A 23,459-nucleotide genomic window follows, 5' to 3' on the forward strand; every position below is an offset into this window, starting at 1 on the left:
CCTACTATGGCCGAATTCGGAAACTACATTATCTACTTAATCATGTGCGGGGCCGTGATCGGTGCCGTTGCATCGATAGTGAGACCTGCCAGCGATCTCGGAAAAGAGTTTGTTAACGGTATTTTCTCTATCGGTCCTGTATTCCTTGCTCAAGCAGGGATCATGGCCGCAGTTCCTCTACTTTCACAGCTGATTTCGTATATTTTAGGTCCCGTTTTTAGCTCAGTGGGATCCGATGTATCTATTGCCGCGCTATCAATTATCGCCGTCGATATGGGCGGATATCAATTAGCTGATGCCTTAACCACCAACAGAGATATGTGGATCACTGCGATGTTGATCGGCTATACCTCTGGTGCCACCATTGTTTACCTGATCCCTGTCGGTTTAACCATGTTAAATCGTAAGGATCACAAATATCTCGCCTTAGGGGCAATGGCAGGATTGATTTCGATCCCGTTTGCGGTGTTAGCCTCTTTGCTGCTGATCACTTTCAACAATATTCCCGTGCGGGAGATTATCTCGACCAATTCCCCAACAACCCACCAGCTGACATTGGACTTCTTGACGATGCTTCAGTACCTAATGCCGCTGTTTGTCTTCTGTTTCTTACTAGCCGCAGGGTTAAAATATCGTCCAATGCTGATGGTAACTGGCTTTCTGATCTTCGGTAAGATCATGGATGCCTTTATTAAACTTGTTTTGGCATTTTCCATCGTTGAGCATTTTACCGGTTTCTTCAGTAAAGTTTTTGGAGCATGGGGCTTCGACCCATTATTTGCAGACCAAAATGAATTATTCCGAGCGATTGAAATTGCAGGTTATATCGGGATCATGCTCGCAGGTACTTTCCCTATCTGTTATCTGTTCCAGCGCTATTGTAAACCACTAGTAAACACGTTAAGTCGTCGCTTAAAGCTGAGTGATACCGGATCTTTAGGTTTTATTATGGTGTTGGCAAACATTATTGCAACGTACCACTTATTCAAAGATATGCGAGCAAGAGATAAAGTGTTATGTGTGGCATTTGGGGTTTGTGCGCAAGCGACTATCGGTGATCACCTAGCCTTTACTGCTAACTTCCAACCAAGTCTCGTCTTGCCTATTTTATTAGGTAAATTAGTCGGTGGGTTCTTAGCGGTGTTTATTGCGATTAAGATTTCAGTGCCGCAAGCGATGCGTTATGAAGAGGAAGATGCTAAGGCCATTGACGCAGTTAAAGCCGAGAACCCAGCAGGTATTACCAAAGAAGCTTAATAACTTCAATGTGAAGTCACTGCAATACAAACAAAAACACCTCAACATTTATTGAGGTGTTTTTACTTTCAAGTTAACGATCCCAGTACGATTCTTCTAAGCTGTCTTCTTTTTCCGGCAACCCACGGGTTAAGCGCGGTGAGTGTTGAGAAAGCACTTGGTAGCTGACTCGGTTGGCATATTTACAAACCTGAGCTAACGAAGAGTAGGTCAAATATTGCCGCTCATGCTTACTGGAATTTGGCACATTCGAACGATGATACGAGTTTGCAGTAATATCATGCAATAAAGCTGATAACGCACCATCTCCAGCACCATTGGTGTTCATAATTTTCTCTGGCCCCCCCATATACGGTTCGATATGAGAGAATATGCGCAATGGTTGCTTGCAATCCTGCAAACGCATTGCTCGGCTAAATTCATAAAGATTGAATTCAGCGATGGCTCCCGGTAACAATGGATGCTGAGTTTTGCGCTTAGAGTCTTCTTCTGTAAATCCGGCCATATACAGCCCTGCTGGACCTGCGGTACAAAGAACAAGGTCAACCCAATCCAGCGCCATATTAGATGCTAATAGAGGATCGCTAAAGCCCGTCAGTTCAAGCGCTTCATCCTCATTCATTGCGACCACAGAAACGTGTTCAGCAAGGAAATCGCGCCAAAATTGAGGGTCTTGTGCAATCACAAACTTAGTACCCAGTGTTAATACCACCGGAACATTATGTTTTTTGGCATAATGGATAGCTTGCATTGTCGCTTCTGGCATCGTTTCACCGGGCTTGCAACGGACTAAGTAAGCAGTTAATACCAGTGCAGACGCACCTGCAATAATCTCTTCAGGAATACTGCTTGGATGTAAACGATTCATATGACCCGGGCTTATTGCAAAAGTCCGCTCACCATTTTCAGTGATTAGCGTAAAACAGCGACCAATGGGACCGTCAACCCCTTGCAAATAATTTAAGTCCATGCGACTTGAAGTATGGCATAGATAACGGTAAGCATAGCTACCAATTTGAATGCTGTTGCACATGGTTCCCAATAATACCGAGCGGTCATCGGCTAATACTGAATAATTGTGTAGCGTATTACCGATGGTTCCCCCCGCAAATTCATGGGTAATAAGTGATTTATCCGTTAGCTCTTTATAGAGTGCTTCTGCAACATCATCTTCAATAACCAGAGAATGGCCTTTGCTTAATTGATAGCGTTCAATAAACTCATCATCAATTTTTGCTTCAATGTCGACTAACGTTTGGTCGATACCAACGATATAGGATTTGCAGTTTTCATCATCTGTCATCATCTCTTTCATGGGTTTCAAGAGAGGATCTCTGAGACTAACAGGGAAATAGTGTTTTGATTTGCGTTGACCGGGGAATTTCATATTGGAAATATCAAAAAAGGAACATTTGCGTATTCTAGCACGATAAAATAAAACCAGCACCCTTCCATGAAAGGTGCTGGTTCATAATCAATAATTTGATAGATTGATTACTTATAGTGTCTATTTTGACCGTTATAGTTGCGGTACAGATCACGCCCTAATACAAAAGCACAACTTAAAATCAAGCCAAGAATAGCCCCTAATGCCACAATTAATGCCGACTTAGGAGAATCTTTTGCTATCGGTAAATCAGGTGTCAGGATAAATCTTACAGGCTGGAAATCTAATTCTTTAGTGGTTAACCCATTGAGGTTATCAATATGCATTTTTGAGTTTTGCAGTTTTTCACTAATTAATGCAAGGTCACGATTTTTCAGTTCGATTGCTAATTTTTCTTCTAACGCCTCAGAACCTAATGCAATTGGGTAATCTGGATCGTCATTGATTGCCACTGCATCTCGCGCTATTGGGCGTGTAATTCCAGCAGCCTTTGCGATGGTAATTGCACGTTTTAAACGTTCAATTTTAACATCGTAAGCAATTTGGATTTTTGCAGTATCATTTTTTAAAGCTTCAACGCTATAAATCAACTGACGTGAAATGGCATTATCAATTTCCGTTTTAAAACGCTTACGTACTTGAGACGCCGTATAGCGAATATAGCCATTTAACAGGTCTTGAGCTTCAATCGCTGTGGGTGCAGTAAAAGAAAGGATAATATCGCTATCATCACTGTCTTTTTCTTTTGCGTTGTACTTCAGTTTAATAGAGTCTGAAATGATACGATTAACCAGTCTCTGCTCTTCCTGAACATCGTTCTTATCACCCAGTTTAGCGAGCAAACTTTGATAATATTCTGTACTTCTCACATAATCTTCTTGATTAACTTTAGAACGATATTGGGTAATAAATTCATTATAAATACGTGCAGAACCGAGGTCGATATTAAAATCTAATGCGCTTAATCGCGCTGCAAATTCACTTATCTCTTTCGTCTCTTCAGACGTAGGTTGGATAATGATTGCCTCACTTGTCCACTTTTGAGGTAACGTTTTAACCACCCCAATACTTAAAGCAGTAATGACAACAGTAAAAATGATAATTAAATATTTATTTTTAAATAAAACAGCGACCAGCGCCATTAAGTCGATTTCATCATTTTTCTGTAGTTGAAAATCTGGATTTTGCTCTAGCTGATTTTTTAATTCAGGAGACAAGTTTGGTTTATCAGTCATATTTATTCCAAACAACAAGTTCTTTTAATTAAACATCAAGCCGTCAATTATAAACAAAAATTGGGCTTTGGATACATTCATTAGGCATCTTTATCAGATTAACTAAGAAATCATCTCGTTATAAGATATCTTTCAGAATTAACCGAATCATATTAATGCTGATATCGCTGTCATTCAGTGCAGGAATATAACGATATTGCTCACCACCATTGTGCAAGAAAAATTCTTTATTTTGCTCGCTAATTTCTTCTAATGTTTCTAAACAGTCCACAGAAAACCCTGGGCAAACCACTTGCACTGACTTAACTCCCTCTGACGGTAGCTTTTTCATCGTCTGATCAGTGTATGGGCTTAACCACGGTTCTCGACCAAATCGAGATTGGTAAGTCATTAACACTCGCTCACTTGGGAATTTCAGGGTCTGCTTTAATAATTCTGTGGTTTGCTCGCACTCTTTATCATAAATATCCCCTGAATCACAATAACGCTGCGGGATACCATGGAAAGAGAGGATCAACCTATCCGGTTCACCGTGTTCAGCAAAACTGGCCTCAATAGATTCCGCTAAGGCTTGAATATACGCAGGATGGGTGGCGTAACTACGGATAAACTGCACTGACGGGATAGTCCGTATAGGTTTAAAAGCACGAGTGATAGCTTCATAAACGGCGGCAGTCGTGGTGCAGGAATATTGAGGATACAAAGGTAAAACGACTAATTCTGTCACATTTTGTGCAATTAAGTTATCGATAGCACTCTTTATTGACGGCGAACCGTAAGTCATTCCCAGCTCAATCGGCGTATTAGGAAAAAATGCAGATAATTTTTCTTTCTGACGCTGAGAATAAACCAATAATGGAGAACCTTCATCCATCCAGATTGAATCATATAATTTTGCCACTTTTGATGCGCGGATCGGCAAAATCGCACCGTATAAAATAGGTTTCCAGATCAGTGGAGAAAGATCGATAACCCGTGGATCTGTCAAAAATTCGGCTAAATAGCGTTTCACTGCTGAGGCTGTTGGGGCATCGGGAGTTCCCAAATTTACCAATAGTATTCCATATTTTTTTTCTAACATCAGAACAGCTCCTAATTGATAATTATTCCCAACAATAACAGGTTTTAATAACTATTTTTGCTAACTTGTGGCACAAAAACAAAGGCAGCGGATAAGCGCTGCCTTGGTATATGAAACTCAAAAAGTTATTAACCTAAAATTTTTGCTAATTCAGCGCTAACTTCAGCAACTTTACGGGTACCATCTAATTTGAAGTATTGAGTGCTGCTGGTATTCGCTTCATTTTGATAATAAGCGATTAATGGTGCAGTCAATGAATGGTATTCAACTAAACGCTTACGAACAGTATCTTCTTGGTCGTCTTTACGGATAGTTAACTCTTCACCAGTCACGTCATCTTTGTTTTCAACTTTAGGTGGGTTGAAAGTAACGTGATAAACACGTCCAGAAGGCGCATGAACACGGCGACCAATGATACGTTCAACAATGATGTCATCTGGAACGTCAAATTCAAGAACATAATCAACGTTGATGCCCGCTTCTTTCATGGCATCAGCTTGAGGGATCGTACGTGGGAACCCATCCAACAAGAAGCCATTGCGGCAGTCATCTTGTTTGATGCGCTCTTTAACTAATGCGATAACTAATTCATCAGTTACTAATTTACCGTTATCCATCAGCTCTTTAGCTTGTATACCTAACTCGCTCCCTGATTTTACAGCGGCACGTAACATGTCACCGGTTGAAATCTGAGGGATCCCAAACTTCTCCATAATAAATTGAGCTTGAGTGCCCTTACCAGCGCCTGGAGCGCCAAGCAGAATGATACGCATTGCGTAAACCCCTTGCTATTTAGTTTTTTATAATTTGAAAAGAAAACGCTCTACCATACCATTAGCATGGCATCTTACTCAAGAAGACACGTAAACGTTTTCCCATTTATCTTTTTTCGCAAAAGAAAAAAACCACGCAAAAAAATGATATTTCGCGTGGTTTACGCTCGAAAACGAAAGTGAATCAGCGAATTATTTCAAAAGCAATTCGTTAACCTTTTTGATGAATAAGTTTGGATCTTCCAATGTGCCGCGCTCAGCGAATAAAGCTTGGTCTAATAACACATCAATCCAATCTGCAAACAACGCTTCCTGCTCCACTTCAGCGGCTTTTTTCACCAGTGGATGGTTTGGATTCAGCTCAAAGTTATATTTAACTTCAGGCGCTGCTTGCCCCGCAGCTGCGAATAATTTCGCCATCTGGGTGCTCATTTCATCGGCATCCGTGGTTACGATCGCAGGTGTATCCGTTAAACGATGTGTTAATTTTACATCCTTAACTCGCTCACCTAAGAACGTTTTCACACGCTCAACAAATGGCTCTAACTGCTTCTCAGCTTCTTCTTGCTCCGCTTTGTTCTCATCCGCTAATTTGTCTAAAGACTCATCCGCTTTGCTGACAGATTGGAACGGCTTACCATCAAATTCAGATAAGTAGTTCATCATCCACTCGTCAATGCGGTCGGATAATAGCAGAACTTCAATGCCTTTTTTGCGGAACAGCTCTAAGTGAGGGCTACTTTTCGCCGCCGCATAGCTGTCTGCAGTAATGTAGTAAATTTTATCCTGACCTTCGACCATGCGGCTCACATACTCTTCCAGTGATACATTTTGTACACTGCTGTCGTTATGAGTCGACGCAAAGCGTAGAAGTTTAGCAATGGCTTCACCATTACTCATATCTTCCGCTGGGCCTTCTTTCATGACTAAACCGAATTGCTGCCAGAAAGTTTGGTATTTTTCAGCGTCATTTTTCGCTAATTTTTCAAGCGTTTGCAGAACACGTTTAGTTAATGCACTGCGCAGATTACGCGTCAACGCGCTATCTTGTAAAATTTCGCGTGAAACGTTCAGTGGCAAATCATTAGAATCCAAGACACCACGAACGAAACGCAGATAGTTCGGCATAAATTGTTCAGCATCATCCATAATAAAGACGCGTTGAACGTACAGTTTTAAGCCGTGACGTTGGTCGCGGTTCCACAGATCAAATGGGGCTTTAGATGGAATATACAGCAAGCTAGTATACTCTTGTTTCCCCTCAACACGGTTATGTGCCCAAGTTAATGGATCTGCATAGTCGTGGGAAACATGTTTATAAAACTCTGCATATTCTTCATCTGAGATTTCAGATTTGCTACGCGTCCACAGTGCTTTGGCTTGGTTAATTTTCTCCCAAGTCACCGTACCGTCTTCTTCATTTTTCTCTTCGATTTCGACAGGCAGAGCAATGTGGTCAGAATATTTGCTGATGACTGAACGTAAACGCCAGTTATCTAAAAACTCTTTTTCATCATCGCGTAGATGCAGTGTGATTTCAGTACCTCGGTCGGCTTTTTCGATGTCAGCGATGGTGTATTCGCCTTCACCTTCAGACTCCCAAAATACCCCTTCACTTGCTGGGGCACCGGCAGCACGGCTACGCACAGTGACTTTATCAGCCACAATAAATGCAGAGTAAAAACCAACCCCAAATTGACCGATCATTTGGCTGTCTTTAACTTGATCACTGCCCAATGATTCTAAAAATGCTTTCGTACCCGATTTAGCGATAGTCCCTAAATTATCAATGACTTCATCACGGCTCATACCAATACCGTTATCACTGATGGTCAGAGTTCCTTTATCTTTATCTGCACTGATACGTACGCGTAATTCGCCATCATTTTCATACAATTCAGGCTTAGATAATGCACGGAAACGCAGTTTATCTGCCGCATCGGATGCGTTGGAGATCAACTCACGCAGAAAGATTTCTTTGTTTGAGTAAAGAGAGTGGATCATCAACTGTAGCAGTTGTTTGACTTCTGATTGAAACCCACGAGTTTCTTGTCCTTTCATACTCATTAATCGCCTCTATTTCATCAATCTAATAGTTAGTTTTGACTTATCGATGGAAACTAATCTGGGGACAAAAAAATAGAATTCAACCACTAACCACAAATTAGCCGCCAAATTAATATGAATGAAAGGAAATTACAGAAGACTACGATGTTTTTGTTTTTTTGCTTTTACCTTTAAAAGACCACTCCCACTATCATCCTCTAAATAATTTGTGCCGTAGCTAGGCGTCGAATGCATTAATCCCTGGGAGCATACAAAAGTATGTGACTAGGGTTGATGCATGAAGACAACAACGCTACGGCGCAAAGTATGACGAGGACTTTAGAGCCGTTGGCGCCCCGCCAACGAGTGAGAAAGTGTAGTTCCGTCAACCATCTCCAACTCCCCGCCGACAGGCACCCCATGGGCAATCCTACTCGCCACAACCCCATACTGCGCACACATCTGCCCAATATAGTTTGCGGTCGCTTCCCCTTCGACTGTCGGGTTAGTCGCCAAAATGACTTCCGTAATGGTTTCAGATGACAATCTTTCTTCCAGCCTATCCAACCCAATATCCATTGGACCAATACCATCTAATGGCGATAAATGCCCCATGAGAACAAAATATCGACCTGAAAATTGACCAGTTTGTTCTATTGCATAGATATCGGCAGGGCTTTCTACGACACAGATCAGCCCATTTTGCTGGCGACGAGGGTTATCGCAGATATTGCAAATATCTTGTTCTGTGAATGTCCGACAATCGCTGCAATGCCCGATTTCGGACATTGCACGAGTCAGCGACTGAGCCAAACGCATTCCGCCACTGCGGTCGCGTTGTAAAAGATGAAAAGCCATTCGCTGCGCTGACTTGGGTCCCACACCGGGGAGGCAGCGCAGAGCTTCCATTAATGATTCAAGAAGCGGACTCGTTTGCATTAGAATGGCATCTTAAAGCCTGGTGGTAACTGCATACCGCTTGATACGCTAGCCATTTTTTCTTTTTGAGTCTCTTCAATGCGACGTGCTGCATCGTTGAATGCCGCAGCAATCAAGTCTTCCAGCATATCTTTATCATCTTCTAACAGGCTAGGGTCGATTTCAACACGACGGCAGTTATGTGAACCATTAATAGTCACTTTCACTAAACCTGCTCCAGATTCACCTGTAGCTTCGAGTTGAGCGATTTCTTCCTGAACTTTTTGCATTTTATCTTGCATTTGCTGGGCCTGTTTCATCAGGTTACCCAATCCACCTTTACCAAACATATTTTTCTCTCACAACTGAGGCTACAGCTTAATTAGCTAGACTGTAGCGTTAAACGGGGCGAATACTCTCTTCATCCAACTGCGCATCAAACATTGACTGCAATTTTTGAATCGTTTTATCCGCAATAATAGACTGACGAGCTTGCGCCAGTTTTTCTTCATAAATCGCCTGACGCCATTCCAGCGGTGTTTTTACCGCAGTATTATCATCTTGAACGACATTCAGTTCAACAGGGCGACCATAATGTTGACTCAATGCATCTTGCAATACTTGGTGCGCATTGGGTTTATCAAGATGGCGCTGAGATGAGCGTAAGTGTAAAACGATTTGCGACTCACTTAACTCTTCTTTATATGAATTCAAAGCCAATTGTTCAACTAGCTTTGGAATATTTAATTGTGCTATTTCACCGGACCAACTATCTCTAACACGACCTTCTTCAACAATTTTTGCTGCTAATTCAGGGGTTTTTTCGTATTCCAGCGCCTCTTTAATTTCAGCTGGCGTGGTAACGGCATCTTTTACGTCTAGCACCTCTCCGTTCTGAGGTCGCCATTGATACGGTTTTGGTTTAGTTGGCTTAGTGCTTTGTGTTGCCTTATTCAGCATATTTTGCTGATGCTTGCTGGTCACCGCGGCCAGCCTTTCCAATGCTGATGCCGCCGGCTTAGCCCTTTCGGACGTCACCGGATTAGTCTTTTTTGGACTCGGATCCTCACTTTGTGGTGCTTGTAGCGCCTGCCTCGCTTTTAATAACTGCAAGGTCGGGCTATTTTCTGGCAAATTTTCAGCGCTCACTGGCGGTGGAACTTGACGTTTTACCGTTACGGGAACTGATTCTGACTGAAATGAAGGTACTGAATCACTTGCAACTAATTTCGGCGGCAGCTCAATTTCTTCAATAATATTTTTGGGGTGGAAGGCTAAGGCACGTAATAATGCCATCTCCACGCCCATACGCCTTTCCGGTGCAAATGCCAGCTCTTTTCGTCCTACCAACAATGTTTGGTAAAACAGTTGCAGATCTGCAGGAGAAATAATTCTTGCGACTTGCCTCAATCGACCTTGCGTTGATGACGGGTCGGTCTCTTTTTCTGGAGGAAGTAGCTGGATCATAGCGATACGGTGAAGCTGGGCTAAAATTTCAACCAAGAGGTTTTCCCAATCAGCCCCACGAGAAGCTGCCTGTTCAACCTGAGCCATTACAGCTAAGCCATCCGCACGAACTAATGCTTCAATAATCGCCAACGGCTGCTCATCATCTAAGGTGCCCAGCATCTGGCTCACGATTTCTGCAGTAACCGTTCCCTGCCCCATTGCAATCGCTTGGTCCGTTAAACTTAACGCATCACGTAAGCTGCCATCGGCAGCACGGGCAATGAGTTGGCGGCCACGAGTATCATGCTCAATATTTTCTGCATTCAGAATCAATTCCAGCTGTTCACTGATTTGATCAACATCTAATGCTTTTAAATGGAATTGTAGGCAACGAGATAAAATCGTAACAGGAAGTTTTTGCGGATCCGTTGTAGCAAGTAAAAATTTCACATGTTCTGGTGGCTCTTCAAGAGTTTTCAACAGCGCATTGAAGCTATGTCGAGATAACATGTGTACTTCGTCAATCAAGTAAACTTTGAAACGTCCGCGAGCAGGTGCGTACTGGACGTTATCCAGTAGATCGCGAGTATCTTCAACTTTGGTTCGTGAGGCGGCGTCAATCTCAATCAGGTCAACAAAACGACCTTGTTCAATTTCCAAGCAATTGGCACACTTTCCGCAAGGCGTCGCTGTAATGCCGTTTTCGCAATTTAAGCCTTTCGCAAATAAGCGGGCGATCGTCGTTTTTCCAACACCGCGAGTGCCAGAAAATAGATAAGCGTGATGAAGCCGTTGGTGCTCAAGCCCATTGGCAAGTGCAGTCAGAACATGCTGCTGACCAACAACGTCCGAAAATTTTTGGGGGCGCCACTTACGGGCAAGTACCTGATAGCTCATGGATTCCACTGTAATTAAACATGGTACATTGATAGATCTAATAATAGTACCATGCTACCACAGCCTCAACCTTTACGGCGAGACTGTAGTAAAAATAGTAAAGAGAGTGTGAGTGCAAATCAGATTAGTGGCCGGGAAACTCAACTAAACAGTAGGAAGTGACGCCTTGTTTTTCTAAGCGCTCAACGCCACCTAAATCAGGTAGGCCGATAACAAATGCAGCATCAACAACTTTGGCGCCTAACTGTTTGATCATTTTCACCGTTGCTTCAACAGTGCCACCTGTCGCCAGTAAATCATCAACCACAAGTACATTGTCTTTTGGCGCAATACTGTCTTTGTGAATTTCCAGTGTGTCAGTGCCGTATTCCAAATCGTAGGTCATACTTAACACTTCACGCGGTAATTTACCTTTTTTACGCACTGGAACAAAGCCAATACCGAGGCGTAAAGCAACAGGAGCGCCAAATAGGAAACCGCGGGCTTCAGTACCGACAATTTTCGTCACACCTTTGTCTTTGTAATGTTCAACCAGCATATCAATCGTCGCTTGATAAGCGGCAGGTTCATTTAGCAGTGTGGTAATATCGCGAAATAAAACACCTTCCTTCGGATAGTCAGGGATAGATGCGATACTCTCTTTAATCAATTGCAGTTGTTGCTCTTTAGCGGTCATAATAAAAACCAATAATGTAGTAAGTAAATACGAAAGGGTAGAATCTATGCAAACTACCATAAAAATGCAATAAGAAGCCGCCTTTTTGCGCTAAGTTTTATTGCTGGATATCAATATTCCGCCACTTTTCACATTTATTGAGAATAAAAAATGAAAACACAGGCTCTCTTAGAGGCTTTAAAAAAGCAGATCGATGAATTAGAGGCGCGAGTGACTCCGATAAAGGATCAGGAGTTTTCACACTCTCGGTTTGATATGCAACTATTCAGCCATAAGTCGACTCGACTCGGTGATTGCCAAAAAGAGCTTAATAACCTTTATCAGCAACTGTGCCATAGTGTCACTCTCAAACACACTCAGCAAGTTAACTTTCTAACTGAAAAAATTGTTCATCAGATGCAAGCAATCTCTCGGGAGCTATCTACCCAATCCTTACGCGAAAAAGAATCTTCATTCCGTGCAAAAAAGGAACAGGTTGATTTATATGAACGTTTATCACAACATCAAGATTACGAGCGACGCTTACAATCAATGGTAAGTGAAAAAGAGCTCTATTTAAGTGGTTTAACTGACCACCATTTACAGCATCAGTGTCAAAAGGAATTAGCGGTTTTAGCGGGTCGTTTATATCGTTGCCGACAAGCACTTTTGCGCATTGAAAAAGCCATTGAACATCAAGAAAATCAATTTTTAGAATAAAGATAGGAGCCCCCATGGGAACACTGGAAAATGCCCCGATAGAGATCCAACTCGCTGTCGACCTTATTTATCTGCTGGAGTCATCAGACGTCGAAACGGATGTGGTATTAAAAGCCTTAGATATCGTTAAGCACGATTATTTAAATAAGCAAGCTGCCGAAGCAGCCTGCCACAGTGAAGATTGATGTCTTTTAACCCTCAGTTTTATCTTGGCCATCTTTTGCTATGCGTTTAACTTCCTGCACTTCATCCCCTTGACTATTGTGCAGATGAACTTCAAGCTGATTAAATGCAATATTGATATCGTTTTCGCGGCAAAGTCTATCAATCTCACGATTCACTTCATCACTAGTCACTGCACGATCACCAATTTGACGAACATAGAAACGCAGCTCGTGATCTAACGTACTCGCACCAAAACTTAAGAAATACACACCGGGTGCAGGTTCTGCCATCACTTTACTGTTTGATGTCGCTGCTTGCAGCAACACCCGCTTGACCTTATCCAGATCGGATCCGTATGCCACCCCGATAGATACCGTAATACGAGTCACGGTGTCGGATAGAGACCAGTTGATCAACCTTTCAGTCACAAATGCCTTGTTCGGGATGATCACCTCTTTGCGATCGAAGTCCACAATGGTAGTTGCACGAATGCGGATTTTACTAATCGTTCCTGAATACGTCCCAATTGTGACCGTATCACCGATTCGAATCGGTCTTTCAAACAGTAAAATGATCCCCGAAACGAAGTTAGCGAAAATTTCCTGTAAACCAAAACCCAGACCAACGGTTAGGGCTGCGGCTAACCATTGCAATTGATTCCATGTCACGCCAATCATTCCAAGAGAGGATATCGCACCAATACTCACAATAATATAAGTCAGTATCGTGGTGATGGCATAGGTCGACCCTTGGCGCAGTTTCAAGCGTGATAGCACTAAAACTTCCAATAACCCGGGTAAGTTTCGCGTCATGATCCAAGCCACTACAATAATCACCACTGCTAAGATAAGGTTGGCTAAAGTCACAAACCGGACAACATTGGTGCCTTCCGCAGAGGTTGTTCCGTAGCTCCACAGTTCTACACTGTCTAAAAATGAAAAGATTGTGATAAAATCTGACCAAATCGCGTAGAAACCAAGGGCGAAAATAATAAATAGCACCATCGTCGTTAAGCGCAATGACTGCTGACTAATCAGCTCAATCGTCATTGGCGGCTCTTTGATTGGTTCATTTTCCGTCTCTTCTTGCTTCAACATAGCTCGACGTTCAAGCGCTCGCTTATACGCCAATTTCCTTGCCCCAAGGCTCAATCCACGCAAGCATGCGTTATACGTGATATACCATAGCACTAATAAATACAGGCTATCTAACCATCGGTTAGCTAATCGTAACGTGGTGTAATAATACCCTGCAATCATTAATCCAATGAGAATCAGTGGTGAGAATGTCAGTAATGTAATCAAAATAGAGCGTGTTAAATGACTACCACTTTCTTGCCAGACTTGCTTACAAAATGGGATCGTGAAAATGCACAATAACAATAAACTAATCGACACCACCAATTGACCAATAACATCCTCTGACACTTTCATTGGATTACTCATCCCATAAGTCGAGAAGAAGATTAATGGCAGCAATGGGATTGATAATCGAATCATTCTACGACGCATTTTTTGCGCATAAGAATGTTCAATATTGAAGTGTTTTTCTGCAATTCCATCGGGCTTCAGAACCCGGAACGTTAGCTCAAATAGCGCCCAGAAAATAGCGAGTTGTAAGCAATAAGCCCAAACAAACTCCCCTTGTAAGTTACCAGTTTTTAAGAACCAGTAACCAATAGCTATCACGACTAAAGAGATTGGTATAGTTTGCAATAACGTCAAGAGCAGCGCTAATGGCGTATTTAAAACACTGTCGTGCCTTAAACTTGATAAACTTTGATTGATCGCTTGCAAACGTAAACTGATTTTTCGGTTAAACCAGATGAAAATCAGTGCAGCAAGTAACAGTGGGATAGTAACAGGTAACGAATTTATAAAGCCTTTTTTCAGACTAGAGAGTGAAAAATCAAAATCCACATGTGTCAGCTGATTGGCAGCGGCTTCGGGGAACGCTTTTAGCCACTCAATATCCATGGGTTTGTTACTGTTTACCCAAAATATTTGCTGTGCCAACGTATGCTCTAAAGACCCCACTACACTCAGTAACTGATTTTGATCGAGCTGTAAATTAATTGCTTGGGATATTTGTCCACCAAGCTGCAAATTGAGCTCATCCAGCAGCTCACGACGCACATCCAAAATTTTGACTAATGCGCTCTTATCATCGGAGGTGAATAAAACAGCACTGTCTTGCTCTCCAACTTTTACTGCTTGCTGGTGCTCTAGATTATTAATGTAATCGTTGGTTTGATATAACGCATCACGCTGCTGATTGATATCAAATTGTTCCAAACGCAAGTCAGCAATAATGACCGGTAAGTTTTTCGTTAAGATATCAGGAGGTAAATCGATTTGTTGTTGAAATAAAATTCGAGATAACAATAAGCTACCTCGTAATACATTAATTTGCTCTTTTAAGTTGCGCTCAGACTGGGTGGCTCGCTCTAACCAGGTTTTTACACGGATACCATTTTGCACCATCCGATTGCCATCTTGTGTTACTTCAATCAGGCGATTACTGAGCTGATTGTTAATTTCAATCTCTTTTTGAAGAATAGGATTCTGCTGTACAGCAACATCATTAGTCGAGGAATTTTGAGCTTCTCGGACAGTGGATTGTGAATCTTTTAGGCGCTCCTTACTAATAGCCCCCTGAATACGCTGAATATGATTATCTAATTGCTCAATATAAGCAGCGGTATAGTCTCGCTGTTTTTGCAGTACATCTTGTAACTGGGTATTCGCCTGTAATACTCGTTTTTGATATTCATTTTGTTGCTGCAATAAATATTGCTCTATTTGCAGCATATTCACTTGAGAGGGCCGTAATTTGCTCGCGCCCGTTATGGTTGTATTGAGCTCATTACGGATCTCTTGTAACCGATTCGCGTTATCTAGCATCATCGCCTGAGCGCGTTCGGGCTGAGTCTGTAAACCAATCAGTTGGCTATTATAGGTCGCTAAATCATTTTGTTCGGATTGTAGATTTTCAAGGTAAGTTGCCAGCATAGCTTCTAATTGCTGCAAACTGCTATTTTCAATTTGATGGTCAAAGTTAATGTCAGGATTTTCACTTTGATTTTTTATCTGCGATAAGCCTTGAATTGCCTTTCTTGATTCTTCATCAGCATGGCTAAGTTTTTTTTGCAGTTCATCTGAACGCTGCTCAATTTTATCTAGCTCATCATAAAAATTTAATGATTTCTCTAGATCTGCAATCGCTAATTTATCTTCCTGCCCCGCACTACTTTTTTTATTTAATGAATTGAGTTCAGTTTTGAGCTCATTTTTAGTTGGGAGGTTATTTGTTGGTGCGGCAATGACATGGAAAGAAAAAAGGGTAATAAAAAACACCAGAAATAGTCTGACAGTATATGACCGCATTTTTCTAAATTGCATCAGTAAGCTCATGAGATATATTTAAAATCCTACATTTATACAACACTAAGCTGCAATTCAAAAAGAACCGCAGCTTAATCTTCGACTTAGAATGTTAATACTTTATCTGCTTCTAACGTCCAAGCTGCTAAGTCGACAAGAGTACCAATCTCAACACCATCAATTAATGGTAATTCACTGATACCGCGAGCATCGGTGCAAGTTTTGCACAATTTAACGGGGACATTTTGAGCGGTTAAAATCTCAAGCATCTGCTGAAGATTATAACCTTCTTTTGGTTTTTGAGCTGTTAATCCCGCAGTGACTGAATCGGACATTAAGAAGATTTTTAATGAGGTTTGGGGATGTTGCTCTTTTAACGTGATGGCTAGGCGTAGGGAGTTAAATAACATTTCACTCCCATAAGGGGCACCGTTCGCAATGATCAGGATGGATGACATGGCTTTCTCCGATTAATCGTTATGCGTTGATAACACTCTTAATGACGTACTATTTTTGAGTGTCTCTAATAGAGTATCAACTAACGTCGTTGTATGTGTCCCTATCATAAAACTCTCTGGCTGTAATAACCAGTTTTCGAGTAAGCCAGACATCAATGCACGGATCATTATCGCACTGCATTCTACATCTAAGTTCTCAGGGAGTTGCCCAGCGGCCACACAATCGTGAAGATTTTTGACAATGCGCTGCTGGATTGCCATATAGTTTTCACGTTTAAAATCCACGACAGATGCCATTTCCCCTACTAATTCACATTTTAAGAAAAAGATTTCCATCAATGCGCGGTTTTTGGGGATACTAATGAAATCAGTGAGAATATAAATTAACAATTCTCTTAGTATTAAAAGTGGATCATTGGTATATTTCGAACGATAATAATCTTCAGCCTGAGTAATTTGATTGTCGCTAAACTCACAGGCTTGATGGAAGAGATCCACTTTATTTTTAAAATGCCAGTATATAGCCCCTCGGGTCACTCCCGCGGCTTTTGCTATATCGGCTAATGATGTGGCTGAAACACCTCTCTCAGAAAACGTTTTGATAGCGGCATCTAATATTTCCTGACGGGTTTCTTCAGCCTGTTGTTTAGTTTTTCGTGCCATTGTGACCCGTTTTTATCGAAAGCTGATTTACATACATTAGTGTATGTTTGTACTATAGCATAGTGATAATTCATATTTTTTGCTATTTTTCCTATTTTTGTTTTGAACTCATATCGATTAATTGAGGTTAACTTATGCGAATAAACAGAGGGGTGTTACCTCTGGCTCTGTTGGTTCTGTCAGGCGGCTTAGCGTTATCTGGTTGTAACGAAGAACAGAAAGGTGGCGGTGAACGCCCGGCGCCTGATGTAGGAATTGTTACGCTTAAAGCTGAACCTCTGACTATAAAGACCGAACTACCAGGTCGTACATCTGCATTCCGTATTGCGGAAGTTCGCCCACAAGTAAGTGGTATCATCCTTAAACGTAACTATAAAGAAGGTACTGATGTTGAGGCCGGTGTATCCTTATACCAAATCGACCCGGCTCCATTCCAAGCTACCTATAACAGTGCTAAAGCAGAATTAGCAAAAGCGCAAGCAAATGCTAATCTCGCCGCATTAACGGTTAAACGTTATAAACCACTACTTGGTACTAACTACATTAGCCAACAAGAATACGACCAAGCGAATTCAACCTACGCACAATCACTTGCAGCAGTAAAAGCGGCAGAAGCAGCTGTTGAAAGCGCTCGTATCAACCTTGACTACACTAAAGTGACTTCACCAATTAGTGGTCGCACAAGTAAGTCAAATGTGACTGAGGGTGCGCTAGTTTCTGCAGGTCAAGCCACTGAACTGATGCGAGTTCAGCAGTTAGATCCTATCTACGTAGATGTCACTCAGTCGAGTGAAGATTTCTTACGTTTAAAAGCTGAAATTGAAAATGGTGCTCTGCAAAAAGAGCCTGGCAAAGCTCCTGTTAGCTTAGTGATTAACAATGGTCAAGAGTACGCTCAGTCGGGTCAATTAGAATTCTCTGACGTCACTGTTGATGAAACCACTGGTTCTATCACTATGCGTGCAGTGTTCCCTAACCCTAACAAAGAATTGATGCCGGGTATGTTTGTGCGCGCTATCTTAGAAGATGGTGTTAAACAAGATGCAATTCTGGTTCCTCAACAAGGCTTAGCGCGTACACCTCAAGGTGATGCACAAGTTATGGTTGTGGGTGCAGAAAACAAAGTTGAAGTTCGAAAAGTTAAAGCTGGACAAGCAATTGGCAATAAATGGTTAGTGACTGAAGGCTTAAAAGATGGCGATCGCGTCATTGTACTTGGCTTACAGAAAATCAAACCAGGAATGGTTGTTGTTCCGAAGCAAGCAAACTTAGAAACCCAATCCATTGTAGACACTCAGGCTAAACCTGAACAACAGTCTAAATAAGGGAGCTATTGATTAATGCCTAGGTTTTTTATAGATAGACCAATTTTTGCATGGGTAATTGCGATTATCACCATGCTTGCAGGTCTGCTGGCAATTATCAAGTTACCTGTAGCTCAGTACCCGACGATTGCACCGCCGGCTGTTTCTATTTCAGCTAACTACCCAGGTGCGGATGCATCGACGGTACAAAATACGGTGACCCAAGTTATCGAACAGAATATGAACGGTATCGATAATTTGGTGTATATGTCATCAACCAGTGATTCATCAGGTTCAGCAAGCATTACGCTAACCTTTGAAGCGGGTACTGATGGCGATATCGCCCAAGTACAGGTACAGAATAAGCTGCAATTGGCTATGCCACTTTTACCTCAAGAAGTACAGCAACAAGGTATCAGTGTCGATAAGTCAAGTAGCTCATTCCTAATGGTTGCAGGCTTCATATCCAAAGACGGCTCAATGGGTCAATACGACATTGCCGACTATGTAGGTTCGAATATTAAGGATCCTCTTAGCCGTGTAAATGGTGTCGGTGAGACTCAGCTGTTTGGTACCCAATATGCAATGCGTATTTGGTTAAAACCAGAGCAACTGGTTAAGTACAATATGGCAACTTCGGATGTCATTAATGCTATTCGTGTACAAAACAACCAAGTTGCTGCCGGTCAATTAGGGGGAACTCCTCCGGTTGGCGGTCAGCGTTTGAACGTGTCAATCATTGCTCAAACCCGTTTAAGTAATGTAGAAGAGTTTTCCAACATCTTACTGCGAGTGAACCAAGATGGTTCTCAAGTTCGCCTGAAAGATGTCGCTACCGTTCAGTTAGGTGCTGAAAACTACAGTACGATTGCACGTTTTAATGGTATGCCAGCGGCGGGTATCGGTATTAAACTCGCAACAGGTGCTAACGCACTGGATACAGCAAATAACGTTCGTGCTGCATTAGCTGATATGGAACCCTTCTTCCCTGATGGGTTAGAAGTCGTTTATCCATACGATACGACACCATTCGTTAAAATTTCGATTAACGAGGTAGTTAAAACGCTGGTTGAAGCAATCATGTTGGTTGTTGTAGTTATGTATCTGTTCTTACAGAACATTCGTGCCACACTGATCCCAACCATTGCCGTTCCAGTTGTCCTATTAGGGACATTTGCTATCTTGTCAGCGTTTGGTTATTCGATTAACACCTTGACCATGTTCGCCATGGTCCTCGCCATCGGTCTATTGGTGGATGACGCCATCGTTGTTGTCGAAAACGTTGAACGTGTGATGCAAGAAGAAGGCTTACCACCAAAAGAAGCAACTAAGAAATCTATGGAACAAATCCAAGGTGCTCTGGTTGGTATTGCGATGGTATTGTCCGCGGTATTTATCCCTATGGCCTTCTTCGGTGGTTCAACAGGGGCGATTTACCGTCAGTTCTCAATTACGATTGTTTCATCAATGCTGTTATCGGTATTGGTGGCGATGATCCTGACCCCTGCACTCTGTGCGACGATCCTGAAGCCAATTGAAAAAGGCAGTCATGGCTCGACAAAAGGGTTCTTTGGATGGTTTAACCGTACATTTGAGAAACAAGCTCACCATTATACAGACAGCGTAAGCCGTATGTTGAATGGGACAGGTCGCTACTTGGTCATTTACCTCCTGCTGGTTGCCGGCATGGCGTTTATGTTCGTGAAGCTACCATCCTCATTCTTACCTGCGGAAGACCAAGGTGTATTCCTGTCAATGGTTCAGTTACCACCAGGATCAACACAAGAACAAACCCAAGTCATCTTGGATGAAGTGAGTGATTACTTCAGAAAAGATGAAGGTAAAAACGTTGAGTCAGTGTTTACAGTTGGTGGCTTTAGCTTTGCTGGTGCAGGCCAAAACATGGGTCTAGCGTTCGTCGTTCTGAAAAACTGGGATGAGCGTAAAGGTGATGAAAACCATGTTGATGCTATCGTTGCTCGCGCAAACGCAGCATTATCGAAAAAGCAAGGTGCCTTCATTTATGCCTTCAACTTACCAGCCATTGTAGAATTAGGTACATCAAACGGATTCGACTTCGAATTGGTTGATAAAGGCGGCTTAGGTCATGAAAAACTGATGGAAGCACGTAATCAGTTACTTGGACTGGCAGCTAAACACCCTGAAATTCTGCAAGGTGTACGCCCTAACGGTCAAGATGATACTTCACAATATCGTATCTATATTGACCAGCAAAAAGCACAGGCTCAAGGTGTCGCAATTAGTGATATCAACGCAACCCTGAGCTCGGTGTTTGGTGGAACCTATGTAAACGACTTTATCGACCGTGGTCGTGTGAAGAAAGTTTACGTACAAGGTGACGCGGAAAGCCGTATGTTACCGTCAGATATTAGCAGCCTGTATGTTCGTAATAACCAAGGTAAAATGGTCCCGTTCTCTGCATTCTTAGACGAGTCCAAAGATCCATGGAAATTCGGTTCACCACGTTTAGAACGTTATAACGGTGTTCCAGCAATGAACATTCAAGGTCAAGCTACTGAAGGTCAAAGTACCGGTGCAGCGATGCTGATGATGGAAAAACTGACCACAGAAAACCTGCCGGAAGGTATTGGTTATGAGTGGACAGGAATGTCATACCAAGAGCGTCTGTCTGGAAACCAGGCCCCTGCTCTATATGCTATCTCACTGATTGTTGTATTCCTGTGTCTGGCAGCTCTATATGAAAGCTGGTCGGTACCATTCTCAGTTATGTTAGTGGTTCCTCTTGGTGTCATCGGTGCGTTACTCTTTACCTCTGTTCGAGGCTTAGATAACGACGTTTACTTCAAGGTGGGTCTATTAACAACCATTGGTTTGTCGGCGAAGAACGCAATATTGATTGTTGAATTCGCCAAAGACTTGATGGAAAAAGAAGGAAAAGGATTGATTGAAGCTACTCTGGATGCAGTAAAAATGCGTCTCAGACCAATCCTGATGACATCATTAGCCTTCATGCTGGGTGTTATCCCTCTGGTATTCAGTAATGGTGCTGGTTCTGCAGCGCAGAACTCAGTAGGTACTGGTGTACTTGGTGGTATGTTCGCAGCAACATCCCTGGCTATCTTCTTCGTTCCGGTATTCTTTGTGGTGATCCGTCGCCGCTTTGATAAGAAAATTGATAACGCAGAACACAGTCAGCCACCCGCAGCTCACTAAATTTACTTAGTACTCAATTAAAGGTCACTTCAAATGAAGTGACCTTTTTTTTGCATGAATGGTGAAGAAAGTCATCTACAGGTCACTATCATAAAACAATGTTAGTACGGATAAAAAGGAGCATCATTATTGGCATTAATTACGGTGGTTTCTTGGTTGATAGGGAGGCTCGGATTTAGCACTATTGTCTTGATGATGTTATTGGCACTGTGGTTATCTTCCGTTTCAAATTATCGTTGGTTAAAAATCGGATTTTTTGCCTTATCCTTACTATTAATATCGCCTTATGTTTTCTTCAGTGCTTACATTGTTTTTATGTTTTTACTGGCCACTGGAATTGACCTTTCTTAATACCTTAATCCTTATCATTCCCAAACATTATGTTTTAATGTCAGCAGACAGCACCATACTCAGCGCATAAAAAAACGGCCCCATTCTTTGGGGCCGTTATCATACTTTTAGAATCTATCGATTCAATTAAATCCAGAAGAACCAAGCAAACAGAGAAATGACAATGATACAAGCAACGTTCAGTACTGCACCAACTCGTACCATCTCAATTTGTCGAATATAACCAGAGCCAAATACAATAGCGTTTGGCGGTGTTGCAACTGGCAGCATGAAGGCACAAGAAGCACCGATACCAATAATCATGGTTAATGCCATAACTGGCATACCTAATGCTTCAGCCACGGTAGCGAAGATTGGAACTAACAGCGCCGCACTTGCCGTGTTACTTGTGAACTCGGTCAGAATAATAATAAAGGTTGTCACTGCAAGAATAATCACAAACCAATGGCTTTGACCAAATGTCATTTGCATCCAGTCAGCCATGATTTTACTTGCCCCTGACGTGCTTAAAATTGCACTCAAGGTTAAACCTCCACCAAACAGCATTAAGACGCCCCACTCAGTGTTTTTCTGAATTTGAGACCAACTAGCAACACCTGTGATAGCAATCAACACGGCGGCGCTAAGAGCAATAATGGTATCTAAGTCTTTCACTCCACCTAGTGCACTACTGATAAATGTACTCGTGATCCAGCAAATAACAGCTAATAAGAAGATAACCATGGCAGTAATACGTTTACCATTCCATTTAACTTCTTCTAGCTCAATGTCAAAACGATGCTTTAAATTTGGACGCAACATCATATACATCAGTACAAACATCATTGGCAGCAATACCACCATGATAGGAATACCGTATTTCATCCAAGATAAAAAGTCTAAACCAAGAGCAGATGCCGCTATCGCATTTGGTGGGCTACCCACAATAGTACCCAATCCGCCAATGCTCGCACTGTATGCCACACCTAATAAGACGAATACAAAAGTATTTCGTTCATGACGAACATCTAAGTTAGATAAAATCCCTAATACTAACGGTAACATCATAGCAGCTGTTGCTGTGTTACTGATCCACATGGATAACCCTGCAGTTACCCCAAACAGTAATAATACAGCAACAGAAAGGCGCCCACGTGCAGCCATTAACAAGCGATTAGCAATCAGCCTATCCAGACCTTGAATATGCAAAGCTGTTGCTAACGCAAAGCCACCAAAAAATAAAAAGATAATTGGGTTAGCAAATGCTTTTAATGCATCACCCGTTCCCATCAATCCAAGACCCACGGCGAGTAAAGGAATACAAAGTGCAGTAATCGTTACGTGGATCGCCTCAGTCAGCCAAAGAACACCAACAAAGACCATTAAAGCCAGCCCTGCATTTGCTTTGTCATCAAAAGGCAAAAATTTCAACAGTAAAATAAGCAGTACAATATCAACAGCTAAGATTATCCAACCACGCTTGTTCGGTGGGGTTGGCGAAACTGCTGGTGTCAAAGATTCGGAAGCATCCATGTTAACTCCA

19 protein-coding genes are annotated in these 23,459 nt (G+C 42.1%); 6 read left to right on the forward strand and 13 right to left on the reverse strand.

Going from position 1 to position 23,459, the window contains the following annotated elements; translation table 11 throughout:
- The first annotated feature begins 6 nt into the window (after positions 1-6).
- On the forward strand, positions 7-1,257 hold the full coding sequence (gene eutH, locus PROVRUST_RS12120; RefSeq protein ID WP_006815125.1) for an ethanolamine utilization protein EutH: 1,251 nt from the start codon (positions 7-9) through the stop codon (positions 1,255-1,257).
- 73 nt (positions 1,258-1,330) lie between these two features.
- Here eutH and PROVRUST_RS12125 read toward each other — a convergent pair whose 3' ends face one another.
- The 9 genes from PROVRUST_RS12125 to apt form a co-directional block, all read right to left on the reverse strand.
- Positions 1,331-2,644 carry an inosine/guanosine kinase gene (locus PROVRUST_RS12125; protein ID WP_006815126.1) on the reverse strand — a complete coding sequence of 438 codons (1,314 nt, stop codon included), beginning with the start codon at positions 2,642-2,644 and terminating at the stop codon, positions 1,331-1,333.
- 107 nt (positions 2,645-2,751) lie between these two features.
- Positions 2,752-3,879, reverse strand: a complete 1,128-nt coding sequence (gene wzz(fepE), locus PROVRUST_RS12130; protein WP_006815127.1) for an LPS O-antigen length regulator Wzz(fepE) — start codon at positions 3,877-3,879, stop codon at positions 2,752-2,754.
- Between the two features lie 118 nt (positions 3,880-3,997).
- Positions 3,998-4,960 (reverse strand): ferrochelatase, encoded by a 963-nt coding sequence (hemH, locus tag PROVRUST_RS12135; protein ID WP_006815128.1) that lies wholly within the window; start codon positions 4,958-4,960, stop codon positions 3,998-4,000.
- Between the two features lie 128 nt (positions 4,961-5,088).
- A complete protein-coding gene (gene adk, locus PROVRUST_RS12140; RefSeq protein ID WP_006815129.1) occupies positions 5,089-5,733 on the reverse strand; it encodes an adenylate kinase in 645 nt (214 codons plus the stop codon).
- Positions 5,734-5,925: 192 nt separating this feature from the next.
- Positions 5,926-7,800, reverse strand: coding sequence for a molecular chaperone HtpG (htpG, locus tag PROVRUST_RS12145; RefSeq protein WP_006815130.1), 1,875 nt, complete (start codon positions 7,798-7,800; stop codon positions 5,926-5,928).
- Positions 7,801-8,118: 318 nt separating this feature from the next.
- Positions 8,119-8,718 carry a recombination mediator RecR gene (gene recR, locus PROVRUST_RS12150; RefSeq protein ID WP_006815131.1) on the reverse strand — a complete coding sequence of 200 codons (600 nt, stop codon included), beginning with the start codon at positions 8,716-8,718 and terminating at the stop codon, positions 8,119-8,121.
- Positions 8,718-9,047 carry a YbaB/EbfC family nucleoid-associated protein gene (locus PROVRUST_RS12155; RefSeq protein WP_006659291.1) on the reverse strand — a complete coding sequence of 110 codons (330 nt, stop codon included), beginning with the start codon at positions 9,045-9,047 and terminating at the stop codon, positions 8,718-8,720. The genes recR and PROVRUST_RS12155 overlap by 1 nt, the downstream gene beginning before the upstream one ends.
- A gap of 49 nt (positions 9,048-9,096) precedes the next feature.
- On the reverse strand, positions 9,097-11,043 hold the full coding sequence (dnaX, locus tag PROVRUST_RS12160; RefSeq protein WP_006815132.1) for a DNA polymerase III subunit gamma/tau: 1,947 nt from the start codon (positions 11,041-11,043) through the stop codon (positions 9,097-9,099).
- Between the two features lie 124 nt (positions 11,044-11,167).
- Positions 11,168-11,719 (reverse strand): adenine phosphoribosyltransferase, encoded by a 552-nt coding sequence (gene apt, locus PROVRUST_RS12165; RefSeq protein WP_006815133.1) that lies wholly within the window; start codon positions 11,717-11,719, stop codon positions 11,168-11,170.
- Positions 11,720-11,869: 150 nt separating this feature from the next.
- On the opposite strand from apt, the gene priC reads away from it, so the two are divergent.
- Positions 11,870-12,418: a primosomal replication protein PriC gene (gene priC / locus PROVRUST_RS12170; protein WP_006815134.1), complete on the forward strand. Its 549-nt coding sequence runs from the start codon at positions 11,870-11,872 to the stop codon at positions 12,416-12,418.
- Positions 12,419-12,432: 14 nt separating this feature from the next.
- Positions 12,433-12,603, forward strand: a complete 171-nt coding sequence (locus PROVRUST_RS19345) for a DUF2496 domain-containing protein (RefSeq protein ID WP_006815135.1) — start codon at positions 12,433-12,435, stop codon at positions 12,601-12,603.
- Positions 12,604-12,609: 6 nt separating this feature from the next.
- Here the strand turns inward: PROVRUST_RS19345 and mscK are convergent, their stop codons facing one another.
- From mscK to acrR, 3 genes are all read right to left on the reverse strand, one after another.
- Complete coding sequence (gene mscK / locus PROVRUST_RS12180) at positions 12,610-15,996, reverse strand: mechanosensitive channel MscK (RefSeq protein WP_006815136.1); 3,387 nt, start codon at positions 15,994-15,996, stop codon at positions 12,610-12,612.
- A gap of 74 nt (positions 15,997-16,070) precedes the next feature.
- Entirely contained in the window at positions 16,071-16,424 is a 354-nt protein-coding gene (locus PROVRUST_RS12185; RefSeq protein WP_006815137.1) for a DsrE/DsrF/TusD sulfur relay family protein, read from the reverse strand.
- 12 nt (positions 16,425-16,436) lie between these two features.
- On the reverse strand, positions 16,437-17,087 hold the full coding sequence (gene acrR, locus PROVRUST_RS12190; RefSeq protein WP_006815138.1) for a multidrug efflux transporter transcriptional repressor AcrR: 651 nt from the start codon (positions 17,085-17,087) through the stop codon (positions 16,437-16,439).
- 134 nt (positions 17,088-17,221) lie between these two features.
- On the opposite strand from acrR, the gene PROVRUST_RS12195 reads away from it, so the two are divergent.
- The 3 genes from PROVRUST_RS12195 (at position 17,222) to PROVRUST_RS12205 (ending at position 21,937) form a co-directional block, all read left to right on the forward strand.
- Positions 17,222-18,412, forward strand: coding sequence for an efflux RND transporter periplasmic adaptor subunit (locus tag PROVRUST_RS12195; protein WP_006815139.1), 1,191 nt, complete (start codon positions 17,222-17,224; stop codon positions 18,410-18,412).
- Between the two features lie 15 nt (positions 18,413-18,427).
- The gene (locus tag PROVRUST_RS12200; protein WP_006815140.1) at positions 18,428-21,586 is read left to right on the forward strand and encodes an efflux RND transporter permease subunit; all 3,159 of its coding nucleotides are present in this window, start codon (positions 18,428-18,430) and stop codon (positions 21,584-21,586) included.
- A gap of 129 nt (positions 21,587-21,715) precedes the next feature.
- Positions 21,716-21,937 carry a hypothetical protein gene (locus PROVRUST_RS12205; RefSeq protein ID WP_039855177.1) on the forward strand — a complete coding sequence of 74 codons (222 nt, stop codon included), beginning with the start codon at positions 21,716-21,718 and terminating at the stop codon, positions 21,935-21,937.
- Between the two features lie 126 nt (positions 21,938-22,063).
- Here the strand turns inward: PROVRUST_RS12205 and PROVRUST_RS12210 are convergent, their stop codons facing one another.
- Positions 22,064-23,449 carry an SLC13 family permease gene (locus tag PROVRUST_RS12210; RefSeq protein ID WP_006815142.1) on the reverse strand — a complete coding sequence of 462 codons (1,386 nt, stop codon included), beginning with the start codon at positions 23,447-23,449 and terminating at the stop codon, positions 22,064-22,066.
- Positions 23,450-23,459: the final 10 nt, after the last annotated feature.

Source organism: Providencia rustigianii DSM 4541, from assembly GCF_000156395.1.
Taxonomy (GTDB): domain Bacteria; phylum Pseudomonadota; class Gammaproteobacteria; order Enterobacterales; family Enterobacteriaceae; genus Providencia; species Providencia rustigianii.

Bases quoted from the DNA above. Each gene is read 5' to 3' on its own strand.
- eutH (WP_006815125.1), top strand. From the start codon at position 7: ATGGCCGAATTCGGAAACTACATTATCTACTTAATCATGTGCGGGGCC.
- PROVRUST_RS12125 (WP_006815126.1), bottom strand. From the start codon at position 2,644: ATGAAATTCCCCGGTCAACGCAAATCAAAACACTATTTCCCTGTTAGT.
- hemH (WP_006815128.1), bottom strand. From the start codon at position 4,960: ATGTTAGAAAAAAAATATGGAATACTATTGGTAAATTTGGGAACTCCC.
- adk (WP_006815129.1), bottom strand. From the start codon at position 5,733: ATGCGTATCATTCTGCTTGGCGCTCCAGGCGCTGGTAAGGGCACTCAA.
- htpG (WP_006815130.1), bottom strand. From the start codon at position 7,800: ATGAGTATGAAAGGACAAGAAACTCGTGGGTTTCAATCAGAAGTCAAA.
- recR (WP_006815131.1), bottom strand. From the start codon at position 8,718: ATGCAAACGAGTCCGCTTCTTGAATCATTAATGGAAGCTCTGCGCTGC.
- PROVRUST_RS12155 (WP_006659291.1), bottom strand. From the start codon at position 9,047: ATGTTTGGTAAAGGTGGATTGGGTAACCTGATGAAACAGGCCCAGCAA.
- dnaX (WP_006815132.1), bottom strand. From the start codon at position 11,043: ATGAGCTATCAGGTACTTGCCCGTAAGTGGCGCCCCCAAAAATTTTCG.
- apt (WP_006815133.1), bottom strand. From the start codon at position 11,719: ATGACCGCTAAAGAGCAACAACTGCAATTGATTAAAGAGAGTATCGCA.
- priC (WP_006815134.1), top strand. From the start codon at position 11,870: ATGAAAACACAGGCTCTCTTAGAGGCTTTAAAAAAGCAGATCGATGAA.
- PROVRUST_RS19345 (WP_006815135.1), top strand. From the start codon at position 12,433: ATGGGAACACTGGAAAATGCCCCGATAGAGATCCAACTCGCTGTCGAC.
- mscK (WP_006815136.1), bottom strand. From the start codon at position 15,996: ATGAGCTTACTGATGCAATTTAGAAAAATGCGGTCATATACTGTCAGA.
- PROVRUST_RS12185 (WP_006815137.1), bottom strand. From the start codon at position 16,424: ATGTCATCCATCCTGATCATTGCGAACGGTGCCCCTTATGGGAGTGAA.
- acrR (WP_006815138.1), bottom strand. From the start codon at position 17,087: ATGGCACGAAAAACTAAACAACAGGCTGAAGAAACCCGTCAGGAAATA.
- PROVRUST_RS12195 (WP_006815139.1), top strand. From the start codon at position 17,222: ATGCGAATAAACAGAGGGGTGTTACCTCTGGCTCTGTTGGTTCTGTCA.
- PROVRUST_RS12200 (WP_006815140.1), top strand. From the start codon at position 18,428: ATGCCTAGGTTTTTTATAGATAGACCAATTTTTGCATGGGTAATTGCG.
- PROVRUST_RS12210 (WP_006815142.1), bottom strand. From the start codon at position 23,449: ATGGATGCTTCCGAATCTTTGACACCAGCAGTTTCGCCAACCCCACCG.